General features: G+C 61.1%; 20 protein-coding genes. 9 read left to right on the forward strand and 11 right to left on the reverse strand.

Annotated features, from left to right (window positions below; genetic code table 11):
- The coding region (locus tag D6877_RS18370) for a YcaO-like family protein (protein ID WP_178083710.1) at nt 1-1,253 on the forward strand (1,253 nt) is incomplete at its 5' end.
- A 399-nt stretch (nt 1,254-1,652) separates the two neighbouring features.
- Here the strand turns inward: D6877_RS18370 and D6877_RS18375 are convergent.
- The 3 genes from D6877_RS18375 to D6877_RS18385 form a co-directional block, all read right to left on the reverse strand.
- Nucleotides 1,653-2,162 carry a PaaI family thioesterase gene (locus tag D6877_RS18375; RefSeq protein ID WP_130911690.1) on the reverse strand — a complete coding sequence of 170 codons (510 nt, stop codon included), beginning with the start codon at nt 2,160-2,162 and terminating at the stop codon, nt 1,653-1,655.
- Between the two features lie 7 nt (nt 2,163-2,169).
- Entirely contained in the window at nt 2,170-3,327 is a 1,158-nt protein-coding gene (locus D6877_RS18380) for a GGDEF domain-containing protein (protein ID WP_073474876.1), read from the reverse strand.
- 105 nt (nt 3,328-3,432) lie between these two features.
- Nucleotides 3,433-3,681 (reverse strand): hypothetical protein, encoded by a 249-nt coding sequence (locus D6877_RS18385; protein ID WP_130911691.1) that lies wholly within the window; start codon nt 3,679-3,681, stop codon nt 3,433-3,435.
- A 167-nt stretch (nt 3,682-3,848) separates the two neighbouring features.
- Between D6877_RS18385 and D6877_RS18390 the strand changes: the two genes are divergently transcribed.
- Nucleotides 3,849-4,490, forward strand: a complete 642-nt coding sequence (locus tag D6877_RS18390) for a class II glutamine amidotransferase (protein ID WP_130911703.1) — start codon at nt 3,849-3,851, stop codon at nt 4,488-4,490.
- Nucleotides 4,491-4,575: 85 nt separating this feature from the next.
- A complete protein-coding gene (locus tag D6877_RS18395; RefSeq protein ID WP_130911692.1) occupies nt 4,576-4,917 on the forward strand; it encodes a hypothetical protein in 342 nt (113 codons plus the stop codon).
- An 875-nt stretch (nt 4,918-5,792) separates the two neighbouring features.
- Here the strand turns inward: D6877_RS18395 and D6877_RS18400 are convergent.
- The 4 genes from D6877_RS18400 to D6877_RS18415 form a co-directional block, all read right to left on the reverse strand.
- The gene (locus tag D6877_RS18400) at nt 5,793-6,749 is read right to left on the reverse strand and encodes a 2-hydroxyacid dehydrogenase (RefSeq protein WP_130911693.1); all 957 of its coding nucleotides are present in this window, start codon (nt 6,747-6,749) and stop codon (nt 5,793-5,795) included.
- Nucleotides 6,750-6,780: 31 nt separating this feature from the next.
- Entirely contained in the window at nt 6,781-7,539 is a 759-nt protein-coding gene (locus tag D6877_RS18405) for an SDR family oxidoreductase (protein ID WP_130911694.1), read from the reverse strand.
- Between the two features lie 34 nt (nt 7,540-7,573).
- Nucleotides 7,574-8,266 carry a fumarylacetoacetate hydrolase family protein gene (locus D6877_RS18410; protein ID WP_125916076.1) on the reverse strand — a complete coding sequence of 231 codons (693 nt, stop codon included), beginning with the start codon at nt 8,264-8,266 and terminating at the stop codon, nt 7,574-7,576.
- A gap of 98 nt (nt 8,267-8,364) precedes the next feature.
- Nucleotides 8,365-9,714: an MFS transporter gene (locus D6877_RS18415; protein ID WP_016774438.1), complete on the reverse strand. Its 1,350-nt coding sequence runs from the start codon at nt 9,712-9,714 to the stop codon at nt 8,365-8,367.
- A gap of 542 nt (nt 9,715-10,256) precedes the next feature.
- Here D6877_RS18415 and D6877_RS18420 point away from each other — a divergent pair.
- Complete coding sequence (locus D6877_RS18420) at nt 10,257-11,189, forward strand: AraC family transcriptional regulator (protein ID WP_024012697.1); 933 nt, start codon at nt 10,257-10,259, stop codon at nt 11,187-11,189.
- Between the two features lie 8 nt (nt 11,190-11,197).
- Here D6877_RS18420 and D6877_RS18425 read toward each other — a convergent pair whose 3' ends face one another.
- From D6877_RS18425 to D6877_RS18440, 4 genes are all read right to left on the reverse strand, one after another.
- Nucleotides 11,198-12,391, reverse strand: coding sequence for a GAF domain-containing sensor histidine kinase (locus D6877_RS18425; protein ID WP_130911695.1), 1,194 nt, complete (start codon nt 12,389-12,391; stop codon nt 11,198-11,200).
- A gap of 127 nt (nt 12,392-12,518) precedes the next feature.
- Nucleotides 12,519-14,687: a TonB-dependent siderophore receptor gene (locus tag D6877_RS18430; RefSeq protein WP_130911696.1), complete on the reverse strand. Its 2,169-nt coding sequence runs from the start codon at nt 14,685-14,687 to the stop codon at nt 12,519-12,521.
- A gap of 267 nt (nt 14,688-14,954) precedes the next feature.
- Nucleotides 14,955-15,794 (reverse strand): glutathione-dependent disulfide-bond oxidoreductase, encoded by an 840-nt coding sequence (gene yghU, locus D6877_RS18435; protein ID WP_130911697.1) that lies wholly within the window; start codon nt 15,792-15,794, stop codon nt 14,955-14,957.
- Nucleotides 15,795-16,024: 230 nt separating this feature from the next.
- Nucleotides 16,025-16,528: a cupin gene (locus D6877_RS18440; RefSeq protein ID WP_130911698.1), complete on the reverse strand. Its 504-nt coding sequence runs from the start codon at nt 16,526-16,528 to the stop codon at nt 16,025-16,027.
- Nucleotides 16,529-16,709: 181 nt separating this feature from the next.
- Here D6877_RS18440 and D6877_RS18445 point away from each other — a divergent pair, with 181 nt between their 5' ends.
- The 5 genes from D6877_RS18445 to D6877_RS18465 form a co-directional block, all read left to right on the forward strand.
- Complete coding sequence (locus D6877_RS18445) at nt 16,710-18,497, forward strand: thiamine pyrophosphate-requiring protein (protein ID WP_130911699.1); 1,788 nt, start codon at nt 16,710-16,712, stop codon at nt 18,495-18,497.
- A 10-nt stretch (nt 18,498-18,507) separates the two neighbouring features.
- The gene (locus D6877_RS18450; protein WP_178083711.1) at nt 18,508-19,245 is read left to right on the forward strand and encodes a DUF72 domain-containing protein; all 738 of its coding nucleotides are present in this window, start codon (nt 18,508-18,510) and stop codon (nt 19,243-19,245) included.
- A gap of 74 nt (nt 19,246-19,319) precedes the next feature.
- Nucleotides 19,320-20,207 (forward strand): Dyp-type peroxidase, encoded by an 888-nt coding sequence (locus tag D6877_RS18455; protein WP_130911700.1) that lies wholly within the window; start codon nt 19,320-19,322, stop codon nt 20,205-20,207.
- Nucleotides 20,208-20,216: 9 nt separating this feature from the next.
- On the forward strand, nt 20,217-21,182 hold the full coding sequence (locus D6877_RS18460) for a Gfo/Idh/MocA family oxidoreductase (protein WP_130911701.1): 966 nt from the start codon (nt 20,217-20,219) through the stop codon (nt 21,180-21,182).
- Between the two features lie 226 nt (nt 21,183-21,408).
- Nucleotides 21,409-22,141 (forward strand): GntR family transcriptional regulator (locus D6877_RS18465; RefSeq protein WP_130911702.1); only part of this gene is annotated, 733 nt, incomplete at its 3' end.

Raw genomic sequence — 22,141 nt, forward strand, 5'->3', positions numbered from 1 at the left:
ACCTGATCGAAAACCTCTACCTGAGCAACGGCATGAGCGCCGGCAACACCTTGGCCGAAGCGCAGGTGCAGTGCCTGTCGGAAATTTTCGAGCGCGCGGTCAAACGCGAAATCCTCGAAGGCGAAATGGCCCTGCCGGACGTACCGCAAGCGGTACTGGAGAAATACCCGAGCATCCTCGCCGGCATCAAAGGCCTGGAAGAGCAGGGCTTCCCGGTGCTGGTCAAGGACGCCTCGCTGGGCGGTGAATTCCCGGTGATGTGCGTGACCCTGATGAACCCGCGCACCGGCGGCGTCTTCGCCTCGTTCGGCGCGCACCCGAGCCTGGAAGTCGCGCTCGAACGCAGCCTGACTGAACTGCTCCAGGGCCGCAGCTTCGAAGGCCTTAACGATTTGCCGCAGCCGACCTTTTCCGGCCAGGCAGTCACCGAGCCGAACAACTTCGTCGAGCACTTCATCGATTCCAGCGGTGTGGTGTCGTGGCGCTTTTTCAGCGCCAAACCAGACTTCGAATTCGTCGAGTGGGACTTCTCCGGCCAAGGCGAAAACTCCAATGCCGAAGAAGCCGCGACCCTGTTCGGCATCCTCGAAGACATGGGCAAGGAAGTCTACATGGCGGTCTACGAGCACATCGGCGCCAAGGCCTGCCGCATCCTCGTGCCGGATTACTCGGAGATCTACCCGATCGAAGACCTGATCTGGGACAACACCAACAAAGCCCTGCAATTTCGCGCCGACATCCTCAACCTGCACAACCTCAGTAAGGTTGGCCTGCGCAATCTGGTCCAGGGCTTGGAACGCAGCGAGCAGGATGACTACACCGATATCACCACGCTGATCGGCATCGAGTTCGATGACAACACACCATGGGGCAAGCTGACGATTCTGGAACTGCGCCTGCTGATCTACCTCGCGCTGCAGAAATTCGACGAGGCCAAGGATCTGGTTGAGGCGTTCCTGCAATACAACGACAACACCGTTGAGCGCGGCTTGTTCTATCAGGCTGTGAATGTGGTGCTGGAGATGGAGCTGGACGAGGATCTCGAGCTGGAAGACTACGAGGCCAACTTCCGTCGGATGTTTGGTGACGAGCGTATGGATGCGGCGATTGGGTCGGTGAATGGCAGTGTGCGTTTTTACGGTTTGACGCCAACGAGCATGAAGCTGGAAGGGCTGGATCGGCATTTGCGCTTGATCGAAAGCTATAAAAAGCTGCATGCGGCGCGGGCGGGTGTGGCGGCTTTGTCGCGTTGAAGAGCTGGCTCAGGACGTTTCGCTTTCGGCTTGAGTGTGGCTGCGAGGCTTGAACCGCAGCCCCTCACCCCAGCCCTCTCCCGAGGGAGAGGGAGCCGATTTGTGTGGTGTTCAAAACCTGCATTCGACTCGGTATCTCGGGCCGGCGTACTTCGCATGTACAACTCGGTCAGTTCCCTCTCCCTCCGGGAGAGGGCTAGGGTAAGGGGCTTTTCAGGATTTGAGTTCGACCCGATTTCCCGGGTCGGCGTATCTGCACCAAACACCGCGGTCAGTTCCCTCTCCCTTGGGAGAGGGCTAGGGTGAGAGGCTTTTCAGGATTTGAGTTCGACCCGGTTTCCCGGGTCGGCGTATCTGCACCAAACACCGCGGTCAGTTCCCTCTCCCTTTGGGAGAGGGCTAGGGTGAGGGACTTTTGCGGCCATGCGCTGCATCCGCCAACTGCCCCGTATCCACCCGCACAAACACCGAATCACCCACCGCTGTCAGCACTTCCCCTGCATACACCTCGCAAATCACCCGGGTCTTGCGCCCGACTTCACCTTCGACCCGTGCGCGCAAGATCAGCGTCACGCCCATCGGCGTTGGCTTGATGAACTTGATCCCAAGGTTACCGGTGACGCAGTCGATGCGCGGCAGGCTGCCGGCTTCGCGGTTTTCTGCGCGGTAGTGCCAGGCCATGGCGGTCCAGTTCGAATGACAGTCGACGAGCATGGCAATCAGCCCGCCGTAAACCAGATCCGGCCAGCCGCAATATTGAGCGTCGGGCACATGCTCGGCGATGACGTGGTTGCCGTCCTCATCCCAACGACTTTTCACATGCAGGCCTTGCGGATTGCGGCCGCCGCAGCCGTAACAAACGCCTTCGGGGGCGGCGAGGTCTTGCAGCGGGGTGTCGTGGCTGGACATGGCTGGTTCATCCTGGAGTGGCGAGGCCGGACAGGCGCAAGCGGTTGCGGCCGCCGCGTTTGGACTCGTAGAGCGCGGCGTCGCCAAGCTCGATCAGCGCCGCCAGACTGGCCGGCGGTTTGTCGAACAGGGTGGCGCCGATGCTCAAAGTCACCGCAGCGGACGTGGGATATGTGTGCGACGCCAAGGCCAGAAACTGTTCGCGCAAGGCATTGCCCAGTTCAAGGATAGCTTCGGCTGAGGCGTTGTTGAGCAGCATCAGAAACTCATCGCCACCCAGCCGCGCCGTCAACGCATGGGGCGGCAGCTGGGCGCGGATCATCTCGCTCAGAGCAATCAGCAAGCGATCACCGGCGATATGCCCGTACTGGTCGTTGACCAGTTTGAAGTTGTCGATATCGATCAACAGCAACGCACCCGGTCTTTGCGCGGAGACACCGGCCAACAGGCGGGGCGTGCGTTTTTCCAGGGCACGGCGGTTGTAGAGGGCCGTGAGTGGATCGCGCTCGGCGAGGCGGGCAATCTGTTTTTCCCGGCGATAACGCTCGGTGCCGGTCATCGACAGGGCGATCAACATGATCGCCATCGCGCCTTCGACCAGCGAGATCTGAATGATCTCGCCACGAAACGCCGCCAGATCGATCAGCGTGCCGGGGATCACCACGGTCAGGGCCTTGGCCACATAAAAGATGCCGTGGCCGAGCAGCACATAACGCAGTTGCACCGCGCCAACGCTCAACGACTTGCCGTGCGGGCGCAGCAGCGAACTGGCCTTGAGTGTCGGGATCGCCACCAGCAGCGAGTTGGCCACCAGCATGGCCTTGGACCACAGCGGGCCGTCCGGCAACATCAACATGATCAGCCACGTCGCGAAAATCAGGTACCACGCCGGCGACAGTCGGGTCTGGGTGAAGCGCGCCACGCCGAGGAGGAAAAAGAAGTGCGCGGTCACCAGCAAACCGTTGGCGAACCAGATGCCCAGCAGCAGAAAACCGCTGCTGCGCAGCAGCGCGAGGGTGGAACCGATGGTGATGGTGGCGAAACCGGCGCTCCAGAACAGTAGCGAAGGCTCACGGATGCTGCGCCACTCGACCGCCAGATACAGCGCGGCAGCGGCTGCGAGGGCGATCGTGATGGTCAGCATCGTTGGCGGGTCGAGCGGCATTTCCGGGCAAGCCTGTCTGTATGGCAATAGGCCTGCGATTGTAAGCGTTTGGTCAGGTTTTTCGCAGGGGGCGCGTTGCCGGGCAGACCACTGGCGCTTCAGCGGTCACTCTTGCGGGCTTAGCCAGGTGTCTACCACGCGGCGATCGAGCTCTTCCCAATAGGCCATGCCCAGCACTCGCGTGGTGTTGAGCCCGCGCAGGTAACCGCGCAGTTGCTGAGCAGTGTCGCGGATCACTTGCGCATCGCGGCTGTTTTTGTCCAGCAGGACGCTTTCGTACTGCATCAGGTATTCCGCCACGCGGTCGCGATATTCGGGCAGCACGGTGTCACGGATCAGATCAAACGTTCTCAAGGCGAGACCCTCATCATTTTTCTTGAATGTGCTCAGTGTGCATCAGTCTGCGCGACGCGCAACTATTGCTGGAAGTAATAGTGACCATCAAGAAACGCAAGTTCTGCTTTGCCGGCGATCGGCGGAAAATCGCCTCCATCGAAGACGCAGCTCAAGGAAATTGCGCGATGAACATTCTGACTCGACTGGCAATGATCGCCCTGCTGATGGGCGGGGTAGTAACCGCACCGGCTTACGCAGACGACGCCCGGTCGTGTCACCTTCAACCCATCGCCGCCAGCGCCTCGGCGTTGCAGCACACGCAGACCGTGGGTGTGTTGTTGAGCGAAAACACCTTGCAGAACCTGCAGTACCTGGAGCGCTACCACGACATGGCGCTCAACGGCGCGAAAGACGCACTGGACTCGCGAATCCGCGACGCGTTTGTCGGCAGCTCCGACCCGGAACTGGCCCTCGACTGGCTGATGAGTTCGCTGCAGCAACAGTTCGTCTCGGTGACCGTTTACGACAATCTGGATGAGCTGCTTCAGGCCCATCCGGACGTGGTGGTCAAGCTCGACACCTTCAATCGTTTGCTGACCCAGCGCAACAGTCTGGTCGAAGCGCGCTTCTCTGCACGGTTCTACGACGCCGATCTGCAATACATCGGCAAGGCGGAAGGGGCGATCGAGCGAGAGCTGCCTTCGGTCTGGGTGCACAACCAGGCGGCGCCGCAAGTCGCCGCGCAGATCAATCAGCAGCGCGACCTGCAACTCGACGCGCTGAAGCAATTCGATGTGTCGCTCAAGGCCCTGGTGGCGTCGAGCTGATTCTTAAAACGTAAATGGCAACGGCGGCGCCGTGAAGTCGAACCGTTGCCGGTTGAACCGAACCTTTATTTTCAGGATTACCCAGATGCGTCCTTTATTCGTGCCAGCCATGGCTTTTGTTTCCCTATTGCTCGCCGGTTGTGCTTCGGCGCCGAACGATCCGACCCTGACGTTGCAGACCAGCAAGACGCCGGCGCAGTACGCCGAGTGCGTGGTGCCGAAGTTGCAGGGCAGTGCGTTGAATCCGACGGTTTCGCAGAGTCAGCGCAGTTATCGGATTGTGGTGCCGAGCAAGGTGTCGGCGGATAACGTGCTTGAGGCGTACAAGGCGGGGAAGGGTGGCAAGGTGTTCATTTATGAACGGCATTTGCTGGCGTCGAATTTGTTGCCTTCGAGTTTTGAGCGGGCGGCTCAGGATTGCATTTGATCTGAGCGCTTGACGGGTTTTGACAGAGCTCCTTTGGTTGGCCGCAACCAACCAATTTTTTCGCCCCACACTGGTTTTCGGTTGTGGGGTTTTTTTTGGGTCTTGGCGGCCTTTGGGCCGACCATGCTTTGGGGGTTTTGGGTGAATATCCGTTTTTTTGGGTGTTGCGGCTGGCGGTTTCGCCCTTACGGCGAGTCCCTTTTGGCAAACGCCCCAAAAGGAACCAAAAGGTCTTCGCCCTGACGTTCGGCCCGCTCGCTGGGGCTCGGGGTTCCTTCGCTCCGGGATCGATCCTGGCGCAGCGGCTACGGTTTGCTTCGCTGCACCTCCTTCCGCTGTGTCTGGCTGCGCCAGACGGTCGCTGCGCTCCCACCCCCGGATCAATCCCTCCACTCAGCCTGCCGACGGGCTCCAGGATCAAAAGCTACTCGAGCTTGCGCTCATTGTTGAGTGGGGCGGCTTCGCCGCGGGCAGCTGCGCTGCTTTTGCTTTTCTGTGGGAGCGAGCCTGCTCGTGAAGGCGGCCTGACAGCCGACCGTTTTCTCACTGAATGCATCCGATCAAAACTGTAGGAGTGAGCCTGCTCGCGATGGCTGTGTATCAGGCAACACGATGATGATTGGGGAGTGTTCTTTTGTTTTGCGATCCGGTTTCTCCAGGGACGGCCCTCACCCTAACCCTCTCCCGGAGGGAGAGGGGACTTGGTCGAGGTGTTTGGTGAAGATGCGCCGGCCTGAGACTCTGCGTCGAGCTCGTTCTTGGATTCAACGAAGATCGGCTCCCTTTCCCCCTCGCCCCCTGGGGGGAGAGGGCTGGGGTGAGGGGGCTGGATTTCACTGACTCAACGCAATCTGCAGCCTATCCCAAACAACCATTCACCCCGTCACACACCCAACCGGCACTTTCCCCGCAAACGTATCAACCAGACTCGCCACGACCATTTCCCCCATCCGCGTACGCGTCTGCAATGTTGCGCTGGCCCGATGCGGTTGCAGCACCACTTGTTCATTAGCAAACAACGCTTCCGGCACATTCGGTTCATCGACAAACACATCCAGTCCAGCCCCGGCAATTTCACCAGCCGAAAGCGCGGCCACCAGATCCGCCTCATTCACCAGTTTTCCCCGAGCGACGTTGACCAGATAACCGTCCTTGCCCAGCGCTCGCAGCACTTGCGCGTCGATGATCGCTTCGCCCTTGTCCGCTGCGGCGGCGAGGATCAGGGCGTCGCTGTCGCGGGCCAGTTGTTTGAGATCGGCGACGAAGGTGTGAGGGACGTCGCTCATCGGTTGCAGGTCGGTGTAGCTGATCGGGCAGCCGAAGGCGGCGGCGCGGGTGGCGATGGCGCGGCCGACGCGGCCCATGCCGACGATGCCGATGCGCATGCCGGAGACTTGTCGCGCCAGCGGCAGGGGCGCGAGTGGGGTGGGGCTTTGTGGCCATTGGCCGGAGCGCACGTAGCGGTCGCTGGTGCACAGGCCGCGACAGACCGAGATGAGCAGGCCGATGGCGAGGTCGGCGACGTCTTCGGTGAGGGCGCCGATGGTGGCGGTGACGCGGATGCCGCGGTCGCGGGCGTAGGCCAGGTCGACGGCGTCGGTGCCGACGCCATTGACCGCGACCACTTCGAGGTTCGGCAGTTGCGCCATCAGCGCCTGGCTGATGCCGGTGTGGCCGCCAGTGATGACGCCGCGAATGTTGGCGCCGTGTTCCTTTATGTAGGCGGTTTTGTCCGCTTGCTGGAAGTAGCGGCGTACGGTGAACAGTTCGTCCAGACGCGCGTTGATTTCCGGGATCAGGATCGGGCTCAGTTGCAGGATTTCTGGCTTCATGGCTACCTCGTTACGCAATAAAAAGGCCGGCTCAACCGCGGCCGGCAAACGGCATGGCGCTGGCCATGACGGTCATGTTCAGGACGTTGGCTGACAGCGGCAGGCCGGCGATGTAGCGCACCGCGTCGGCGACGTGTTTGACGTCGACCATCGGTTCGACGGCGATGCTGCCGTTGGCCTGGCGTACGCCTTTGGTCATGCGCACCGACATTTCCGTCAGGGCATTGCCGATGTCGATCTGGCTACAGGCGATGTTGAATTCGCGGCCGTCCAGCGCAAGGGATTTGGTCAGGCCGAGCACGGCGTGTTTGCTCGCGGTGTAGGCGCTGCTGAACGGACGCGGTGTGTGTGCGGAAATCGAACCGTTGTTGATGATTCGTCCGCCCTGCGGCTGTTGTTTGCGCATCAGCCCGAACGCGCCGCAAGCGCAGAGAAAGACACCGTTGAGGTTGGTGTCGATCACGTTGCGCCACTGCTCGAAGGTCAGCTCGTCCAGCGGCACGGCGGGGGCGTTGACGCCGGCGTTGTTGAAGACCACATCGAGGCGCCCGTAGACCTCGGCAATGGTCGCGAACAGCACGTCGACACTGGCCGGATCACGCACGTCGGTGGGTACCGCCAGTGCTTGGTGACCCTGGCTCAGCGCCAGTTCGGCCAGCGCTTGCAAGGGCTCGGGCCGGCGACCGGCGAGCACGAGGGTGAAGCCGTCGGCCATCAGGCCCAGCGCCACAGCGCGGCCGATGCCACTGCCGGCGCCGGTGACCAGCGCAACTTTCAAAGAGGTCGTCATATTGTTGTTCTCCTTTTTTCTCAATCCGCTGGAATCAGGGCCGTGGGCCGACGCGCATTTCCAGGTGGCCAATGCCGTCTATGCCAGCGCTGATCACGTCGCCCGGTTGCAGGCTGTCGACGCCGGCGGGGCTGCCGGTCATGATCAGGTCGCCGGCGCGCAGGGCCACGGATTGCGAGATGCGCGCGATTACTTCACTGACCGACCAGATCTGGCTGTCGAGATTGTCGCGCTGGCGTTCTTCGCCGTTGACGTTCAGCCACAATTCGCCCTCGGGATGGCCGCTGCGGCTCACCGGGACGACGGCAGTCATCGGCGCGGCGCCGTCGAACACCTTGGCGCCTTCCCACGGCAGGCCGTTGCTCTTGGCTGCGCGTTGCACATCGCGGCGGGTCAGGTCGAGGCCGGCGGCGTAGCCCCACACGTAGGCGAGCGCTTGATCCTCGGGGATATTGGCGCCGCCTTCACCGATGGCGACGACCAGTTCGATTTCGTGAACGAAGTCCTCGCACACTGTCGGGAAGGCGATGTCGCCGACGGCATCGACCACGCAGCTTGCCGGTTTCATGAAAAACACTGGCGGCTGGCGCGACTGGCCTTGAGTGTCCGGCCATGGGTAGTTGCGGCCGACACAGAACACCCGGCCGACGGGGAAGCGCTGCTCGGTGCCGAGTACCGGCAAGGTCACCGGCAGATCCGGGGTAAAGACGTATTCAGTCATGTTCATCCTGCGGGTCATCCTGTTTGAAAGGGCAGCGTACGGCGGCTGGCGTCGGTGAAGTTGGACGAAAGCCGCCTGCGTTTGGACAAATCCGGGTTCTTGCCTCAGCGCACCTTCAGCTCGATGCGATACAGGCGTCCGAGCAGTAACGAATAGGAGAGGGTGCCGATCAGCGCGACGCCGCCAATAAACCAGAAGGCATAGGCGAAGGTGCCGGTGGCGTGGACGATGGCGCCGATCACGATCGGCGTGACGATGCCGCCGATGTTCGCCGCCAGGCTGGTAATGCCGCCGGTGAGGCCGATCAGCTCTTTCGGCGCTACTTCCGATACTGCCGCCCACGACGAGGACGCGATGCCCTGGGCGAAGAAGGCGATGGTCAGCACGGCGATGCAGATCAGGTTGGAATCGGTGAAATTGACCAGCACGATCGACATGCCCAGCATCGAACCGACCACCAGCGGCAACTTGCGCGCAAACGACATCGAGTAGCCGCGACGGATCAGCAGGTCAGAAACGATGCCGGCCAGCAGAATCCCCACCGTCGCACCGACGAAGGGCAGCACGGCGAAGATCCCGGCCTTGATCATGGTCAGTTTGCGTTCTTCGATCAGGTAGGTCGGGAACCAGGTGAGGAAGAAGTACAGCGCCGAGGTGCTGGCGAACTTGCCGATGCAGATCGCCCAGATCTGCCGATAGCTGAACAGCTCGGCGATCTGCCGCCAGTTGAAGCGGGTGCGCTCCTGGCTGCTCTTGACCAGACCACCGCCGGTTTCGATGTACTTCAATTCTTCCTGGCTGACTTTCTTGCAGTTCAGCGGATCGCGATACAGGTACAGCCACAGCACACCGAAGACGATGCCGAGTGCGCCAGTGCTGTAGAACACGTGGCGCCAATCAAAAGTGGTCGCCAGCCACAACAGCGCGCCGGTGAACAGCGCTGTGCCGAGGTACTGACCGCACACGTAAATGCTGCTGGCCATCCCGCGTTCCCGCGCCGGGAACCACACCGTCACCGCGCGGCTGTTGGCCGGAAAAGCCGGGGCTTCCATGGCGCCGACCGCCAGGCGCAGGCCGAACAGCGAGGCAAACCCCGTGGCGAAACCCTGGCAAACGGTGACGGTCGACCAGCTGATCAGCGAAACGCCGTAGGTGAAGCGCGAGCCAAACCGGTCGGCAATGAAGCCGGCCGGCACCAGCGCCAAGGCATAGGTCCAGGCGAACGCGGAAAAGATCAGGCCCATCTCGATCTTGTCCAGGCCCAGGTCCTTGGCCATGAACGGAGCGGCAATCGAAATGTTCACCCGGTCGATGTAATTGATGATCGTCGCGATCAGCAGCAACGACAGCATGAACCAGCGCCGCCGCGTAGGCAGGCGCTGCGTCGTAACGGCATCGCGTGCGCCGGCAATCACCGGCGGCACCGTGGCACTGGAAGAATGGGAGTTGGACATGCGGAGACCTCGTTATTGTTAGAAGAGTCGAGATTTTTCGAGCAGCCGCTGCCGTTGCCCGCAACGTGTGGGGAAAGGCAATCGAACGGGTTGCAGCGCGGCTTTCAGACGTTCAGGAACGTCTTTGTGCGATTGATTTTCAATGGGAGGTCGGGCGGGGCGGCGAGGGGAAATAGCAGGATCATGACGTGCGCACCTTTGATTGTTTTTGAAAGAGGTTGGGCTGCGTTGGTCATTACAGTGGTCGTACAACGGTTCTAAATCAACCGATGGGTTAGAACGTTTTTTCTTGAAGAAAGTGGATTTGGCGAACGTGTCCAAAAAGATAAATACGATTTGTCTTGAGAATAAAGATCAGATTCAAATCCCAAGCGTCTGAAAAATAACGACTATTTGTATTTTTATAATAATGCGGTTTTTGGACAGGCACATGGTGAGGCTTCTTTCAAAAAAGCCAACGTCATCGTATGACTCATTGCCGCCCACCGCCCAACCCTGCAAGATGACAGGCGCTACCTCACTGCCCGGAGGACCTTCTGCCCATGTCTTCACCCAGCCGTATCCCGACTTACGTCATGCAGCAACGCAGCGAATTGACCGATTTCTACATTCGCGACAAAAAGGGTCGTCGCGCCGAAACCGCGCCTCACCGGCACGAGTACTTCCAGATCCAGATCAACCTCGGTGGCGACACCGTGCAGCACATCGGCAGCGTGCAGCGGCCATTCCCGCGCAACACTCTGGCGTTCATCCTGCCGCACCGCGTGCATGTGATTCCGCATCCCGCAGACAGTAATTTCATCGTCATCAATTTTTCCCAGACGTTTCTATTGCCGCATCTGCAATGCGACCCGATGGATCTGGAAGAGGTGTCGATCCTGCTCGCGCCTGAGCTGTCGCCGTTCCGCTTTCAGGAACATCTGGATTTCATTTTGGGCGATGAGGATTTCGCTCAGGTCTGCGGCCTGATCGAACAGATGCGCGCACTCGATGAGAACCGTCAGTTCGGCACGCGGGAAATGCTCAAGGGCTTGTTGCTGCAGATGATCGGCAGCGTGTGTTTTCTCTACGCCGAGCCGCTCAAGCGCCTGGCCGAAGAGAATGCTGCCGAGAACAGTCGTCGCGACGCCTTGAGCCGCATGTTCGAGTATTTGCGGAAGAACATCGCCGATCCTGATCTCAACCTGATCAAAGTCGCCGCTGCGACCTATCTGTCACCGACCTACCTGACGCACTGGTTGCGCAAAGAGATCGGCAAGACCTTCACCGAGCTGGTGCTGGAGCGGCGCATGCACGCGGCGCGCAACTTCCTCCTCAACAGTACGCGCTCGGTGGGCGAGGTGGCGCGGTTGTGCGGGTTCGCCGATGAGGCCTATTTCTCCCGGCGGTTTCGCCAGATTCATGGCCAGCCACCGGGGCAGTTCCGCCGCCGCCAGCTCAACCCGGACACGCCGCAGACGCCACTGAATACTTAGAGCGGCGCTCAGACCCACTTGAAGCGGGCAGGGAAGCGCGCGACAAAACAGGTGCCCGTTTCACGGTCGGATGTCACGCTCAAGGTGCCGTTGTGCGCATTGGCAATCTGCCCGGCGATGTACAAGCCCAGTCCCAACCCTTCATGACGCTGGCCTGCTTCGGAACGGGAAAACGGTTCGAACAGCAGCGGCATCAGCGCAGGCGGGATCGGCGTGCCCTGATTGGTCAACGAAATAACGATTTCGTCGCCCTCGGCAAAGGCTTTGAGCACGATCGGTTCGGCGGTGGAGCCGTGGGTCACGGCGTTGCCCAGCAGATTCGACAACAACTGGCTGATCCGCAGCGGGTCGCAATAGACCCCGGCCGGCACCTCCAGCGAATCGATAAACTTCGCCTGCGGGTAGGCCACCTGGATTTCTTCAAGGGTCTGGCGCAGCGTTTGCTGCAAGTCATCGACCAGTTTGCGCTGCACCGGAATCCCGCTGCCGAGCCGACCCCGGGCGAAGTCGAGGATGTTTTCGATCAGCACGCCCATGCGCACCGAGCTGGTGCGAATCGCCGACAGCAGCGTGCGCGAGCGCTTGTCCTCGACTTTGCTTTCCAGCAGATCGGCGCTCATGCGGATGGCGCTGAGCGGGGTGCGCAAGTCATGGCCCAGTACGGCGATGAACTGCTCGCGCAGACGGCCCATTTCGTTGGCATCGGCCAGCGCGGTTTTGGTCGCGTGCAAATGGCCTTGGGTATCCAGACTCATCGCAATCAGTTGGGCGAAGAGGGTGAGGGTCTTTTCGATGGCCGGGTCGTCGAGGTTCGCCGGCACCGAATCAATGGCGCACAGCGTGCCGAAGAACTCGCCATCGGCCTTGATGATCGGAATGGAAATGTAGCTTTCCAGACCGTAGGTTTTCGGCGTGTGATGCGTGGAGAACAGCGGGTGCTGGCTGGCATGGCTGAAGATCACCGGCTGATGGTGCTGACGGATCTCATGACAAATCGTCGATTCCAGCACCAGTTCGCCGCCGGGCAACAGGCCGAAGTCAATCGAATCATCCACGGCGCAGGCGATCCACTTGCTCTCGGTGACCCGCGCTACGGCGGCGAAGCGCATGCCGGTCATATGCTTGACCATGCTCAGGATCACCGGCACAGCGTCAATGCTGCCGATGGCTTCGAGGTCGGAGGAGAAATCTGTCTGGGGCATGGCCGGTGCTTCGCGAAAGTGTCGCCAGAGACTATCGGTAATTACCGGCCTTGCCTAATGAACCTGCAAAAAAGGGCACCGGGAAAACTCCCGGCGCCCTGTGTGGTGCTTGCTGAGCGCTATCGCCTCAGAACTTGTACTTGGCGGTCATCATGTAGCTGCGCGGGGTGCCGTAGTTATCGGTCGAGCCCCAGGTCACGTCGGTGCCGATGGAGGAATAGTACTTGCGGTCAAAGATGTTGTTGGCATTGACCTGCAGGTCGAGGTGCTTGTTGACCTCGTAACCGGCCATCAGGTCTGTGACCGCGTAGCCGCCCTGTTCGAGGCGATAGCTGCCGCCGTTGACCAGAGCGATGTCGTTGTACATGCGGCTCTGCCAGTAGACGTTGCCGCCCACGCGCAGTTTTTCCAGCGGGCCTTTGAAACGATACACGGTGGAGACCTTGAACAGGTGCTCGGGCATGTCGGTATCGAATTTCTGGTTATTGTTGGCCGGGTTTTCGTCCTTGATGTAGTGGGCGCGGGTGTAGGTGTAGCCGGCGCCGACTTGCCATTGCTCGGTCAGCGCACCTTGCAGTTCCATGTCCACGCCTTGGGCGCGAACCTTGCCGGAGGTTTCATAGCAGGTCAGTTCCGGGCAGCCGAGCTGGGTTGCTGCCTGAGTGGCGCGGTTGGTCTGGTCCATCTGGAACACTGCCACGCTGCCGTTCAGCGCGCCGTCGAAATATTCGCCCTTGATACCGACTTCGTAGTTTTCACCGACAATCGGCTCAAGCACTTTGCCGCCGAGGTCCTTCTGGGTTTGCGGGGTGAAGATGTCGGTGTAGCTGGCGTAGACCGAGTGATGGTCATCGAGTTTGTAGATCAGGCCGGCGTAACGGGTCAGGTTGCGCGTGACCTTGAAGTCACCGTCGGCACTGCGATCGTCGTAGTCATACCAGTCCAGACGACTGCCGAGGATCAGCGTCAGCGGATCGGCCAGGCTCAAGCGCGTGGTCAGGTAAACCGCGTCCTGGGTGGTGACGTTGCGCGACTTGCCGCTGCGCACGAAGTCAGGCTTGGGCGCGGCGATCGGCAGGCCGGTGTCGTAGGGCGCGTATTCCTTGGTGGTGGCGTCGTACACGCGGTTGCTGGCGCCGACTACCAACTCGTGGGTGCGGCCGAACGCTTCGAACGGGCCGCTGGCGAAACCGTCGAAGGCGCGTTGCTTGTCGGTGTGGTGCGATTGGTAGGCGGTGGTTTCCAGCGGGCCGTCGTAGCGCGACAGGTACGTGCCGGAGAATTCGCCCTCGAGGGTTGAGGTCGAACCGCCGAGGTGCAGTTTCCAGTCGTTGTCGAAACGGTGTTCGACTTCACCGAATACGGTGTCGACTTGCAGCTTGCGGTTTTCCCAGTCGGTGCCCGGGTAAGTGGAGCGGGGCAGGTCGAGGTGGTGGCCGTCTTCGCCGATCGGCAGGCCGCCCCAGAAATAGTTGGTCTGATCGTTCTGCCGGGAGAAACCGAGGGTCGCCGTGGTGCTGTCGCTCAGGTCGGCTTCACCGATGGCGTAGAACAGGCCGTGATCGTTTTCTTCCTTGTCGCGGAAACTGTCGGCGCCCTGATACGACGTCACCACCCGGCCACGCAGGGTGCCGCTGTCGTTCAGCGGGCTGGAGGCGTCGACTTCGCCACGGTAGTCATCCCAGCTGCCGGCGGCGCCGGTGAGGGTCACGCGCTGGTCAGCGGTCGGACGCTTGCGCACCATGTTGATCGCCGCCGACGGGTTGCCGGCACCGGTGACCAGGCCGGTCGCACCACGGACGATTTCCACCCGGTCGAACATCGCCAGATTCGGTTGCACTGCCAAAGTGAACGGCGAATACGAGCTGGGCAGACCGTCGTACATGATGTTGTCGATGTCGAAACCGCGCGCCTTGTAAGTCTGCCGGCCCGGGCCGCTGGCCTCGCTGAGGAACAGCCCCGGCGTGCCGCGCACCACGTCGTTGACGCTGGTCATGTTCTGGTCGTCCATGCGCTGGCGAGTGATCACCGTCACCGCCTGCGGCGTTTCGCGCATGGTCAGCGACAACTTGGTCGCGGTCTGCATCGGGCCGGTGGTGTAGGACTGCGTGTCTTCGGTGGTGCTGCCCATCTGCGTAGCGCCGATTTCGGTCGCTTGCAGTTCCAGCGGGCCGTTCGCTGGAGCGGCGGACACAGCCTCATCGGCTAGCACCGGTGCGATGCTGGCCATGCCGATGGCGATTGCGAGGAGGTTAGGTGAAAGATTCGAGCGGCGGTGAATGGTGTGAAACGACATCTATCTGCTTCCCCAGGATTACCCAAACGATACTGATGCGAGTGCGTGTAAGAACTATTCGCATTAGTATGTCGGAAGTTTCCCAGGGGATAAACCCGTACGGCTCAGTTAGTTAATGAATTTTTCACAATTGGATTCGATGGCCTTCGGACGCAAATGTGGGAGCGAGCCTGCTCGCGAAGGCGGTGGGTCATTCAACAGATGCGTTGTCTGATACTCCGCCTTCGCGAGCAGGCTCGCTCCCACAGGGCTATGCGGTTTTTGCTATCAGCCCAGATCCTTCGCCTCATGCCGCTCCGGTACCTGACTGTCTTCATCACCCCAGGTGCGATTCACTCGCTGCCCACGGATGACCGCTGGGCGCTTGGCGATTTCTTCGGCCCAGCGCTGCACATGGGCGTACTCGTGCGCCGCGAGGAATTCCGCCGCCGAGTAAACGTTGTTGCGCACCAGTTGCCCGTACCAGGGCCACACGGCGATGTCGGCGATGGTGTAATCGTCGCCGGCCAGATAGGCGTTATCAGCGAGACGGCGGTTGAGCACATCCAACTGCCGTTTGGCTTCCATGGTGAAGCGGTTGATCGGGTATTCGAGCTTCTCCGGCGCATACGCGTAGAAGTGCCCGAAGCCGCCGCCCAGGTACGGCGCCGAGCCCATTTGCCAGAACAGCCAGTTGAGGGTTTCGGTGCGACCAGCCGGATCCTTGGGCAGCAAGGCGCCGAACTTTTCCGCCAGATACAGCAGGATCGAGCCGGACTCGAACACCCGGATCGGCGGCTCGACGCTGCGATCCAGCAGCGCCGGGATTTTCGAATTGGGGTTGACCTCTACAAAGCCGCTGGAGAACTGATCGCCCTCGCCAATGCGGATCAGCCAAGCGTCGTATTCAGCCTCGCTGTGGCCGAGTGCGAGCAACTCTTCGAGCATGATGGTGACTTTGACACCGTTGGGCGTGGCCAGCGAATACAGCTGCAACGGATGCTTGCCGACCGGTAGCTCTTTGTCATGGGTCGGCCCGGCGATCGGCCGGTTGATGCTGGCGAAGTGGCCGCCGGAAGGGGCTTCGTGTTTCCAGACCTTGGGCGGAACGTAAGACGCATTGCTCATGAAACGGACCTCGTCGATGCTGGGAGAGAACAGGTAGACACCGTAGGGAAAATTTCCGGCGGGTGCCAGCGGTGAGTGCGGTTATTCATATTGAATGATGTAAGCCGATCTGCCGCCTTCGCGAGCAGGCTCGCTCCCACAGGGGTATGTATTGGACAGAGAAACAGGGTTCACCCGTATTTATTGTGGGAGCGAGCCTGCTCGCGAAAGCGTCGGCAGGGTCGCCGCGCCTAATGGCTCCAATACCGCCCAACCGCACCCCCGACTCCCTGCACCGGATCTGTCTCAGGAAACGCCAGCCCCGCGATCCGCGCCAACTGCGCATCACTCGGCGCGGCCCGGCAAATATCCGCCTGCTGCCCCGGCGGATAAGCGCCCACCACGAGAAAATCCGCACTCGAGCCCAGATTGCAGTGCCCGGTTCCGGCCGGCAGCAACAACACATCCCCGGCACTGACGTCGACGACTTGGCCGTCAGGCCCGCCCAACATCAACCGCGCCTGACCGGCCGACACGCCAAGCACTTCGTGGCCTTCAGTGTGATAGTGGTGATAGTCATAAATGCCGTAGCGCCACTGCGCCGGCCAGCCATTGGCGCCGAAGGTCTGCTCGAAGCGCGCGGCCGGATCGTCGCCTTCAACGGCAATCGCGCTGCGGTATATCAGTACTGGCAGACGCGGATTGTTCGGCACCCAGTCATTGCGTTCCAGCAGCAGGGTTTGCACTTCAGTCATGGCCAATCCTCCTTCGCTCGATTTATCAGTCGACCGCAGCGCAGGGCAATCGCCTCAAAAAATCATTCCCGCGCAAAGACGGCGCCGAAGTTGATACCCGGAAAATCCAGCGAAACTTCATCGCGCAGCGGGCTGTCCAGACCCTTACATGTCCATGCAGCGGTAAATGGCGAGGGTCAAGATGACGATGACAGTTGGTGATTTTCTGGTTGAGCGGCTCAGCGAATGGGGCGTCACGCGGATTTTTGGTTATCCGGGGGATGGCATCAACGGCGTGTTCGGCGCCATGAGCCGGGCCAAAGGCAAGATCGAATTCGTTCAGGCACGGCACGAGGAAATGGCCGCGTTCATGGCCTCGGCCCACGCCAAGTTCACCGGCGAGCTGGGCGTGTGCATCGCTACTTCCGGCCCCGGCGCCTCGCACCTGATCACCGGCCTCTACGATGCGCGCATGGACCACATGCCGGTGCTGGCCATTGTCGGTCAGCAGGCGCGCACGGCGCTGGGCAGTCACTACCAGCAGGAGCTGGATCTGGTGTCGATGTTCAAGGATGTCGCCGGTGCGTTTGTGCAGCAGGCTTCGGCGCCGTCGCAAGTGCGCCATCTGCTTGATCGCGCGGTGCGCACTGCGGTCGGCGAGCGCCGCGTCACCGCGCTGATTCTGCCCAATGACTTGCAGGATCTGCCTTACGAGCAACCGGCGCGCGCCCATGGCACCGCGCATTCCGGCGTCGGTTACAGCAAGCCGAAAGTCGTTCCTTATGCAGCCGATCTGCAACGCGCCGCCGAGGTACTGAACAGCGGCGAGAAAGTCGCGATTCTGGTCGGTGCCGGTGCGCTGGAGGCGACCGATCTGGTCATCGCCGTGGCGGAGAAACTCGGCGCCGGTGTCGCCAAAGCGCTGTTGGGCAAAGCAGTGTTACCTGACGATTTGCAGTGGGTCACCGGCAGCATCGGCCTGCTCGGCACCGAGCCCAGCTACAAGCTGATGAGCGAGTGCGACACCTTGCTGATGATCGGTTCGGGCTTCCCGTATTCCGAGTTTCTGCCCAAGGAAGGCCAGGCGCGCGGGGTGCAGATCGACTTGCAGCCGGACATGCTCAGCCTGCGTTATCCGATGGAGGTCAATCTGGTCGGCGATTCAGCGGAAACCCTCGCTGCGTTGCTGCCGCTGCTGGAACAAAAGACCTCGAACAAATGGCGCAAGAAGATCGAAGGCTGGCGCAGCAGCTGGGAGAAAACCCTGGAAAAACGCGCCATGGCCAAAGCCGATCCAGTCAACCCGCAACGAGTGGTCTACGAGTTGTCGCCGCGTTTGCCCGAGCAGGCGATTATCACCAGCGACTCTGGCTCTTGCGCCAACTGGTTCGCCCGCGACCTGAAAATCCGTCGCGGCATGAAATGCTCACTTTCCGGTGGCCTGGCCTCGATGGGCGCGGCGGTGCCCTATGCGATCGCGGCCAAGTTCGCCTTCCCGGAACGCCCGGTCATTGCCCTGGTCGGCGACGGCGCGATGCAGATGAACAACATGGCCGAGCTGATCACTGTCGCCAAATATTGGCGCCAGTGGCAGAGCCCGAAATGGATCTGCGCGGTGTTCAACAACGAAGACCTCAACCAGGTCACCTGGGAGCAGCGGGTGATGGAGGGCGATCCGAAGTTCGAAGCGTCGCAGAGCATTCCCGATGTGCCGTATCACCTGTTCGCGATTTCCATCGGTCTGAAGGGCATTTTCGTTGATCGTGAAGAAGAGGTCGCCGCTGCGTGGGAACAGGCACTCGCCTCGGAAGTGCCGGTGCTGATCGAATTCAAGACCGACCCGAACGTGCCGCCGCTGCCACCGCACATCAAGCTTGAGCAAGCGAAGAAATTCGCCACGACCCTGCTCAAGGGCGACCCGGACGAAGCCGGGGTGATCATGCAAACCGCCAAGCAGGTACTGGGCGCCGTGTTGCCCGGGAAGAAATGACGGTGGGCGCTTGAACGAGTCAACCATCTACATCGGTTGCGCCGGCTGGAGTCTCGCTCGCGAGCACTGGCCGGCATTCCCCGCCGAAGGCACGCACCTGCAACGCTACGCCGCGCGCTTCAACTGTGTGGAAATCAACAGCTCGTTCTACCGCCCGCATCGGCGTCAGACCTACGAACGCTGGGCCGACTCTGTAGCGCCGGACTTTCGCTTCGCAGTGAAAGTGCCGAAGCTCATCACCCATGAACAGCGGCTGGCGGACAGCGCGGCCGCGCTCGATGAGTTTCTCGGCCAGTGCCAGGGCTTGGGTGATCGACTCGGCTGCCTGCTGGTGCAACTGCCACCGAAACTTGCCTTCGATGCGCCGGTGGCCGAGGGGTTTTTTCATGCCCTGCGCGAGCGGTTCAAGGGCAGGGTAGTGCTGGAGCCGCGACACGAATCTTGGACTGGCGCTGAGGCCATGCTGGTGGACCTGCAGATTGCCCAGGCGGTGGTCGATCCCTCGCGGATCAGCAGCGACACCGCGCCGGGTGGCTGGCAAGGCCTGCAGTATTGGCGCCTGCACGGCTCGCCACGGATTTATCACAGCGCTTATGAAGCGGCCTATCTGCAACAGCTTGCTCAGAACCTGCGGCGCGCGAAGGCCGACGGCAGAGACATCTGGTGCATCTTCGACAACACCGCCAGCGGCGCCGCCACGGCCGATGCGCTGGCTTTGAGGGCGTTGATCGAAGGCGGTGAACGCTGAACGACGACGCTCTCGCCACCCACACAAACGATCCGGCTACAGGTAAACTCCGCGCACTTTTTCAAGGAGTTCACATGAGTTACTACCAGCCGGGCATTCTCGCTACCCCTGTTCCTGCGCAAGCACGTCATCTGTTTTTCGCCCTGGCGTCGATTGAAGCCTTGCCACAAGCGATCGACAGCCTGCTGATGCTGGTGGATGGCAAGTCGGCGGTGGTTGGTTTTGGTGAGTCGTTGACCAAGGCGCTGAATGTCGAAATCGCTGGCCTGCGCAGCTTCCCGGCGCTGACCGGCGTTGGCGTGAACAACCCGTCGACCCAGCATGCCCTGTGGATCTGGCTGCACGGTGTCGACCGTGGTGAACTGCTCAACCGCTGCAACGCTATCGAAGCCGCGCTGGCCCCGGCCTTGCGTCTGGTGGAGATGCAGGAAGCCTTCCGCCACATGGACGGCCACGACCTCACCGGTTATGAGGACGGCACGGAAAACCCGCACGATGATGCCGCAGTCGCCGCCGCGCTGCTTGGCAGTGGCGCGGACGGGCTGGTCGGTGGCAGCTTCGCCGCGATCCAGCAGTGGCAGCACGACCTCAAGGGTTTTCATCGCCTGTCTGCCGGCGCCAAGGACGACATCATGGGACGGCGCTTGAGCGATAACGAAGAAATCGACGACGCGCCGATCTCCGCCCACGTCAAACGCACCGCGCAAGAGAGCTTCGCGCCGGAAGCCTTCGTCGTGCGCCGTTCGATGCCGTGGATCGAAGGCGATCGTGCCGGTTTGATGTTCCTCGCTTTCGGTTTCTCCCTCGATGCCTTCGAAGCACAGCTGCGGCGCATGAGCGGTCTGGAAGACGGTATCGCCGATGGCCTGTACCAGATCAGCCGACCGATCACCGGTGGCTACTACTGGTGCCCGCCGCTCAAGGACGGACGCCTCGATTTGCGCGCGTTGCGCATCGGCTGAGGACTGCATATGAACGTGGTGCGCTGGGGCATGATCGGTTGCGGCAGTGTCGCTGAACGCAAGAGCGGACCGGCCTTTTACAAGGCGCCCGGTTCGGCGCTGGTTGCGGTGATGGGCCGACGCCTCGAAGCGGTGACCGACTACGCCGCGCGCCACGGCATCAGCCGTGTCTATACCGATGTCGATGCGCTGATCAACGATCCCGAAGTCGACGCGGTGTACATCGCCACACCACCCGACAGCCACCACGCCTACAGCCTGAAAGTCGCCGCCGCCGGCAAGCATTGCTGCGTGGAAAAACCCATGGCGCTCAACGCCGGGCAAAGCCGCGAGATGCAGCAAGCGTTTGCCGCTGCCGGTCTGCACTTGTTCGTTTCGTATTACCGCCGCTCGCTGCCGCGCTTTGCCCAGGTGCGGCAATGGCTGGAGGAGGGGCGCATCGGCGAGGTTCGCCATCTGAGCTGGACGCTGACCAAAGCACCGTCGCCGGCTGATCTTGAAGGTCGGGAGAATTGGCGCACCGACCCGGCGGTGGCGGGCGGCGGCTACTTTGCCGACCTGGCCAGCCATGGCCTGGACCTGTTTCAGTATCTGCTTGGCGACATCGTTGAAGTCGCCGGTTTCACCGCGCGTCAGGCGGGTCTGTACGCGGCGGAAGATGCGGTCAGCGCCACTTGGCGGTTCGCTTCCGGAGCGCTGGGCATGGGCTGCTGGAACTTTGTTGCGGACCGGCGTGAGGATCGGGTCGAGATCATCGGCAGCAAGGGGCGCATCGGGTTTTCGGTGTTTGACGAGCATCCGGTGCAGCTGGATGCCGATGAGCAGATCAGCCTGGAGATTGCTCATCACGAGCATATTCAGTGGCATCACGTGCTGGGAATGAATGCGCATATTCGTGGTGATTCACAGCATCCCGCCGTGGCCGAGCAAGCCGTCAAGACCGATTGGGTCATGGACTGGATCCTCAAACGCTGAATAGCTCACGATCCCCTGTGGGAGCGAGCCTGCTCGCGAAAGCGGTGTGTCAGTCACTAAAGTACTGACTGACAGGATGCTTTCGCGAGCAGGCTCGCTCCCACAGATGTCCCACAGGTTTTGCCGGCGCAACGCGCATCTAAGGTTATGCCCAAACAATATTTCTCAACCTCGTCATAACCTCCCTAAGATCACGTCATAACTCGTTATGACAAGTGATCCCGCGATGACCGATAACGTTCTCTCCCTCAATAGCGTTCCGCTGCACACCCAACTGCGCGACGTTCTGCGTGCGCGGATTCTCGACGGTGAATACCCGCAAGACAGTCAGATGCCTTCCGAAAGCGAACTGGGCGCGCTGTTCAAAGTCAGCCGCATCACCGTGCGCCAGGCGCTCGGTGATCTGCAGAAAGAAGGGCTGATCTTCAAGATCCACGGTAAGGGCACCTTCGTTGCCAAGCCGAAGACCTTTCAGAACGTCAGCAGCCTGCAAGGCCTCGCCGAGTCGATGACCGGCCGCGGCTATGAAGTGATCAACCGCCTGCGCAGTTTCAAATTCATTCCGGCCGACAAGCGTGTCGCCGAGCGTCTGCAGGTGGCCGAAGGTGAAATCGTCGCGCAGATCAAACGCGTGCGCCTGATCAACCGCGAGCCGATTTCGCTGGAAATTACCTACCTGCCCAAAGCCGTCGGCGAACGGCTGGAGAAGGCTGATCTGGTCACCCGCGACATCTTTCTGATTCTGGAAAACGACTGCGGCATCGCCCTCGGCCACGCCGATCTGGCCATCGACGCAGTGCTGGCCGACAGCGACCTGACCCAGGCGCTTAACGTCGAAGCGGGCTCGCCGATCATGCGCATCGAGCGCCTGACACATGACGCCCAAGGCCAGCCGCTGGACTTTGAACACCTTTATTACCGTGGCGATGCGTTCCAGTACCGCCTGCGGATCGACCGGC

It is taken from the genome of Pseudomonas sp. Sample_9 (assembly GCF_004307535.1).
Classification (GTDB): domain Bacteria; phylum Pseudomonadota; class Gammaproteobacteria; order Pseudomonadales; family Pseudomonadaceae; genus Aquipseudomonas; species Aquipseudomonas mercuritolerans.